Source organism: Mesorhizobium sp. P5_C1 (assembly GCF_054049815.1).
Map to the genome: position 1 here is coordinate 1 of NZ_JBFULQ010000426.1, position 4,842 is coordinate 4,842.

Annotated in this window: 8 protein-coding genes; 3 read left to right on the forward strand and 5 right to left on the reverse strand. The window is 61.7% G+C overall.

Going from position 1 to position 4,842, the window contains the following annotated elements; translation table 11 throughout:
• The first annotated feature begins 179 nt into the window (after positions 1-179).
• Positions 180-473: a hypothetical protein gene (locus ACXJ7R_RS24895; protein WP_457154146.1), complete on the forward strand. Its 294-nt coding sequence runs from the start codon at positions 180-182 to the stop codon at positions 471-473.
• Positions 470-1,012, forward strand: coding sequence for a DinB family protein (locus ACXJ7R_RS24900; RefSeq protein WP_457154147.1), 543 nt, complete (start codon positions 470-472; stop codon positions 1,010-1,012). Before ACXJ7R_RS24895 ends, ACXJ7R_RS24900 begins: the two co-directional genes overlap by 4 nt.
• 52 nt (positions 1,013-1,064) lie before the next feature.
• Here ACXJ7R_RS24900 and hppD read toward each other — a convergent pair whose 3' ends face one another.
• Entirely contained in the window at positions 1,065-2,177 is a 1,113-nt protein-coding gene (gene hppD, locus ACXJ7R_RS24905; protein ID WP_457154148.1) for a 4-hydroxyphenylpyruvate dioxygenase, read from the reverse strand.
• A 137-nt stretch (positions 2,178-2,314) separates the two neighbouring features.
• On the opposite strand from hppD, the gene ACXJ7R_RS24910 reads away from it, so the two are divergent.
• A complete protein-coding gene (locus tag ACXJ7R_RS24910; protein WP_095085868.1) occupies positions 2,315-2,782 on the forward strand; it encodes an Lrp/AsnC family transcriptional regulator in 468 nt (155 codons plus the stop codon).
• Positions 2,783-2,795: 13 nt separating this feature from the next.
• Here ACXJ7R_RS24910 and ACXJ7R_RS24915 read toward each other — a convergent pair whose 3' ends face one another.
• The 4 genes from ACXJ7R_RS24915 to ACXJ7R_RS24930 form a co-directional block, all read right to left on the reverse strand.
• Positions 2,796-3,134: a TIGR01244 family sulfur transferase gene (locus tag ACXJ7R_RS24915; RefSeq protein ID WP_457154149.1), complete on the reverse strand. Its 339-nt coding sequence runs from the start codon at positions 3,132-3,134 to the stop codon at positions 2,796-2,798.
• Between the two features lie 68 nt (positions 3,135-3,202).
• Complete coding sequence (locus ACXJ7R_RS24920) at positions 3,203-3,640, reverse strand: DUF6691 family protein (RefSeq protein WP_457154150.1); 438 nt, start codon at positions 3,638-3,640, stop codon at positions 3,203-3,205.
• Between the two features lie 3 nt (positions 3,641-3,643).
• Positions 3,644-4,066: a YeeE/YedE family protein gene (locus ACXJ7R_RS24925; RefSeq protein WP_457154151.1), complete on the reverse strand. Its 423-nt coding sequence runs from the start codon at positions 4,064-4,066 to the stop codon at positions 3,644-3,646.
• A 153-nt stretch (positions 4,067-4,219) separates the two neighbouring features.
• On the reverse strand, positions 4,220-4,842 hold a 623-nt coding region (locus tag ACXJ7R_RS24930), incomplete at its 5' end, for a metal ABC transporter solute-binding protein, Zn/Mn family (RefSeq protein WP_457154152.1).

Below are 4,842 nucleotides of genomic sequence, written 5' to 3' on the forward strand. Positions count from 1 at the left end.
GATTACGACGTTCACAACAGGGACATGCTCGGGCAGAGTGCACGACCTAACGAGCTATGGCGCGCGTTTTTCAGCAATCCGAAATCACGGTGGTGGTGCATGATTGGGCTTTCTCTGACTTTAGTCGGGGTGGGATTGTTGATGTTTTCGGGCGAAAAGCTGAGCTTGTAGATAAGAGTATGACAGGCGAGATATTCTACCTTCTCAGTAGCGTCTGGGCGCTTGCCATACTGGCCGTGTTCATCCTGGCGATCCGGTTGAGCTACCGCATCGAGGCGCGCTCGCCGGACCTGACCAACCGCAGTGGCTTTCCGCGCAAGGCGATGATGTTCCACACCATCACCAACATGAAAGTCGCGCGGGACGCCGAAACGCAAGGCTTGCGGCGGCGCATGAACAGGCTGCTGCTGATCGTTCTCGCCGGATTTGCGGTTATGTGGGCGGGTCTGTATCTGGTGCGGTCCGCCGGATGAACCTGCTGGATCATCTGCGCCGCATGGCGGGCAACAATCTCTGGTCGAACGATCGGCTGTACCGTGCTGTTCTGCAGCTCAAGCCCGGCGAATTCGCAGCCGAACGCACCAGCTTCTTCCCGTCGATCGAGGCGACGCTCAACCATATCCTTGCGGTCGATCTTCTCTATCTTGATTTTCTCGAAGAGGGTGGCGTCGGTGCTGCCGCCCATGACGATTTTGTGCCAATCGACGAGCCGCAGGCGTTGTTTGCCGCACAGGTCGCCGCGGACCGTCGCCTGGTCGCTTTTTGCGACCGGCTCTCGGCAGCCGATCTCGATCGTCAGGTCGTCACCGACCGGCGCAAGGACGGCATGATCCCAGAGCGCATCGGCGACATCCTCGCTCACGTCTTCCTGCATGACATCCACCATCGCGGCCAGGTGCACGCGATGCTCTCCGGCACGTCGGTCGCGCCGCCACAGCTCGATGAATTCCTGCTCGACTACGATAAGAAGCTGAGGAAAGAAGAGGTCGAGCGGCTGGGCCTCAAGATCTGATTTGGCGCATGACCCGAAACCAGGGTCATGCACAGTCCGCTCGACCTGAAGCCTACTCCGCCGCCTGAACCTTGATCACGCCGCGCTTGATCTGGTCCTGCTCGATCGATTCGAACAGGGCGCGGAAATTGCCCTCGCCAAAGCCTTCGTCGCCTTTTCGCTGGATGAACTCGAAGAAGATCGGCCCGATAACGGTTTTCGAAAAGATCTGCAGCAGGATCTTGGTCATGCCGCCGTCGACCACGCCTTCGCCGTCGATCAGGATGCCGTGCTTCTTCATGCGTTCGATCGGCTCGTCGTGGCCGTTCACGCGGTCATAGGACATGTCATAGTAGGTTTCCGGCGGGCCGGGCATGAACTTCAGCCCGTTCTCGGCCAGCCTGTCGGTGGCGGCGTAGATCTCGTCGGTGCCAACCGCAATGTGCTGGATGCCTTCGCCATTGTACTTCTTCAGATACTCGGCGATCTGGCTGGTCTCGTCCTTGGACTCGTTGAGCGGGATGCGGATCTTGCCGCAGGGCGAGGTGATGGCGCGGCTGACCAGACCGGTGATCTTGCCGTCGATATCGAAGAAATGGATCTGCTTGAAGCCGAACAAATTGCGGTAGAAATCCCACCATTTGTCCATCTGGCCGCGATAGACATTGTGGGTGAGGTGGTCGAGAAAATAGAAGCCGACGCCTTGCGGCCGCGGATCGCGCGCGCCGAGCCACTCGAACTCGGCATCGTAGGCCGAGCCCTTCTTGCCATAGGTGTCGATGAAATACAGCAGCGAGCCGCCAATGCCGACGATGGCCGGCACGTCGAGCGCCTTGTCTGTGCCTTCATAAGGCGTGGCGCCCCTGGCAACGGCGTGGTCGAAAGCGTGCTTGGCATCGACCACCCGCCAGGCCATCGATGCAGCACAAGGGCCGTGCTTGTCGGCGAACTTCATAGCATGCGAGCCCGGCTCGGCATTGACGACATAGTTGATGTCGCCCTGGCGCCAGACGGTGAAGTCTTYCGTGCGGTGCTTGGCCACCGCGACATAGCCCATGCGGGTGAACAGTTCGGCGAGCTTTTCGGGCTCCGGATGCGCGAACTCGACAAACTCGAACCCATCCGTGCCGGCGGGGTTGTCCTTGCTGATCTTGGCGGGCGGGGCGTCGTGGGGGAAGGGGCCCATGATAGTTCTCCGGATATGGCTTGGCCTGAAACGGCCACCTGACGCCATCATAGCGCGGAGCCGGCGCATGGTGCTTGCATTCAAACGCTTGAAATGATCAGTTCATGCGTAAAGCGTGCACGAAAGGGCATAAATCCATGGATGAGACGCGCATTGATCAATTTGACCGCAAGATAATGGCGCTCTTGCAGGGCGATGCGGGGCTGACCAACAACGATTTGTCGGAGCGGGTGAACCTGTCGGCGTCACAATGCTCGCGCCGCCGCCAGCGGCTGGAGGAGGACGGCTATATCAAGGGCTATCACGCCGTGCTCGACCGCGACAAACTCGGCTTTTCCCTGGTCAACGTCATCTCGGTGACGCTCGCCACCCACAATCGCGACAATGCCAGGCGGTTCGGCGAACTGGTGGCGCGGCTGCCCGAGGTGCAGGAAGCGCACGCGTTGACCGGCGAGATGGACTACATCCTGAAAGTGGTGACACCCGACCTGAAGTCGCTATCGGAATTCGTCAACGGCGTGCTGCTGCCGCACGAATCCGTGCAGCATGTGAAGACGGCGATCGTGCTCGAGACGCTGAAGGAAACCGGCGCGCTGCCGATTTGAACCTTGGGTCGATTTAACTCTTCGACTGCTGGATCAGTCCGTAGAGGTTGGTGCAGCGGGCGCCGGAGCGGCAATAGGCGAACACCGGGCCTTGGAGCTCGTCGAGCGCCTCGGCTTGATCCTCTACATTCTCGGCCGTGATCTGGCCGCTGATGACCGGGATGTAGCGGAAGGCCATGCCGGCGGCCTCGACCGCGGCTTTGAGCGTGTCGGCCGAAGGCTGGCCGGGCTGCTCGTCATCGGGCCGGTTGCAGATGACGCTCTTGAAGCCGGCCTCCTTGATGGCGGTGACGTCTTCGGGCTGGATCTGGCCCGAGACCGAATAGGTCTCGCTGATCTCGCGGTATTCCATGGCTGTATCCTCGCAGTCTGATTTGGCGAGAAGTCTTGCCACTCTCCGGCGGAACCGGCAACTACTTCCTATGCCGCAGCCAGCTGAGCAAGCCGTGACCTCGCGAAACGCGCCACGACGATGCCGACGATCACCGCCGTGACAAAGATCGCCGTCGCGGAGGAGCCGAGACCAAGCGCGGGAATGGCGCCGCCGGGACAGAAGCCGGCGATGCCCCAGCCGATGCCGAAGACAGCGGCGCCGCCGGCCAGCTCCGCGTCGATGGTGCGCGTCGTCGGCAGGGCGAACGCGGTTTCGAACACCGGTGACTTACGGCGCCGGAATATCAGGCGGTAGCCGGCGAAGGCGACCGCAAGGCCACCACCCATGACGAAGATCAGGCTCGGGTCCCAGCTGCCGGCGATGTCGAAGAAGTTCAGCACCTTGGCAGGATTTATCATCCCGGACACGGCGATGCCGAGGCCGAAAATCCCACCGATCAGAAATGCCGAGACGAGCTTGTTCACGGCTCAGCCTCCGATCACGTGGCGGATGATGAAGACGGTGACGAAGGCTGTAACCATGAAGATCGCGACGGCGACGATCGAGCGTGGCGATAGCCGCGCTATGCCGCAAATGCCGTGTCCGCTCGGGCAGCCGCCACCGAAATGCACGCCGATGCCGACCAGGAAGCCGCCACCGACAAGTGCCAGCGTCGACACGGGCACGCTGAAGGCGATGTGTCCGCCGACCGTCTGATAGACAAGCGGCGCCGCCACGGCGCCGGCGAGAAAGGCGGCGCGCCAGCGCCATTCAGGCGAAAGCGGCGGGATGACGCCGGTCAGAATGCCGGTCATCCCGGCAATCCGCCCATGCAGTGCCATCAAGAGCACTGCCGACAGGCCAATAAGAGCGCCGCCAAGCAGCGACTGGAAAGGCGTAAAGTCTGTCATGTGATGCCGGCTTTTGATCCACGGTCGATCCGCGTCTTTGCGCAACTCGACACCGTAGCGCAGATAGGCATTTCCGGCGCGGAATCCAGCTCAAACTGCCAGAGTGCAAACGGAAAGGCGGAGACCGGCTCCGCCTTTCCGGGGAGGGGCGCGTCAGCTGCCGAGGATGGCGCCTTTGATCTGACGGATGTTGTTGTGCATCATGTCGATATAGGTCGAGGCCGGGCCGTCGGGCTGCGACAGCGCATCCGAATAGAGAGTGCCGCCGACCTTGATGCCGGTCTCGCTGGCGATCTGCTCGATCAGGCGCGGGTTGGTGATGTTCTCGACGAAGATCGCCGCCGCCTTGTCCTGCTTCACCTGGTCGACCAGCCTGGCGACATCGGCGGCGGACGGTTCGGAGTCGGTCGAGATGCCTTGCGGGGCGAGGAAGGTCAGGCCGTATTCGTGCTCGAAATAGCCGAAGGCGTCATGCGAGGTGATGACGACGCGCTTCGCTTCGGGGATCGAGGCGATCGCGGCCTTCACTTCGCCTTCTACCGCGTCGAGCTTCTTGGTATAGGCGGCGGCATTGGTCTGGTAGCTGACGCAGCCGTCGGAGTCGGCGGCGCAGAAGGCTTCGGCGATGTTCGCCACGTAGATCTTGGCATTGGCGATCGACTGGAAGGCGTGCGGATCGGTAACCGTCTTGCCGCCGCCGGTTCCGGCCCCTTCGGCGGCGTCGGCGTCGGCGAATTCAGGCTTGAAATCGATCGGCGTTACGCCCTTGGTCAAGG